Origin of the sequence: Marinobacter sp. (assembly GCF_035268745.1) — a bacterium.
GTDB lineage: Bacteria > Pseudomonadota > Gammaproteobacteria > Pseudomonadales > Oleiphilaceae > Marinobacter.
In genome coordinates, this window is record NZ_DATFKH010000033.1 from 1 (window position 1) to 1042 (window position 1042).

Sequence of the window (1042 nt, forward strand, 5' to 3'; positions counted from 1 at the left end):
CAATCGCATTGAAGCGATCGGCTTGGCTGATGAGATTATTATTCCTGACGGCGCTTTTGTTGAAGATGTGGATGGAAAAACGATTATGCCGGGACTCGTTGATGCCCATGCACATATCGGTAATTTCCGTGAGGGACTCAGTCCGCAGCAGCAGTGGCACTATTTTGCCAATCTCGGGTATGGAGTTACCACCTCTCACGATCCGTCCTCCAATACGGAGATGATCTTTTCACAGTCTGAAATGGTGAAATCAGGCTCTATGGTTGGTCCGCGTATCTTTTCAACCGGACGCATTCTCTACGGAGCCGAAAACGTCCAGAAAACCGTGGTGAATAACCTGGATGATGCCCGGTCGGCCATCCGCAGAACCCAGGCGTTTGGCGCCACTTCGGTGAAAAGCTACAACCAGCCGCGGCGTGATCAGCGTCAGCAAATTCTGCAGGCGGCCCGCGAACTTGGCGTCAACGTGATGCCTGAGGGCGGATCGACCTTCACACACAACATGAGCATGATTCTCGACGGACACACCGGCATTGAGCATAATGTGCCGATCTATCCGCTCTATGAAGATGTCCTGAGAATTTGGGGAGCCTCAGATGTAGGTTACACCCCAACGCTTGTCGTCAACTACGGCAGCATGAGCGGTGAGTACTACTGGTACCAGCACACAAACGTGTGGGAGAAAGAGCGCCTGCTCACCTATACACCACGTGGCGTGGTTGATTCCCGCTCACGACACCGAATCATGGTACCTGAAGAGGAGTACGAGGCGGGTCACTTTGAAAGTGCGGCCGCAGCCAAGGAACTGCATGACCGGGGCGTGACCGTCAATATCGGCGCGCACGGACAGCTACAGGGGCTTGCGGCCCATTGGGAAACATGGATGTTCACACAAGGCGGTATGAGCAATCACGATGCGCTTAAAGTGGCGACCATCAACGGGGCCAACTATATCGGCGTGGGCGAGCACCTTGGATCACTCGAACCCGGCAAACTGGCCGATCTCATTGTAATTGACGGCAACCCGCTCGAAGACATCTAC

General features: G+C 54.2%; 1 protein-coding gene. It reads left to right on the plus strand.

Translation table 11 applies throughout. The features are described from left to right. Positions 1–1042, plus strand: a 1042-nt coding sequence (locus tag VJ956_RS02300; protein WP_324081186.1) for an amidohydrolase family protein, incomplete at both ends; no start/stop codon positions are given.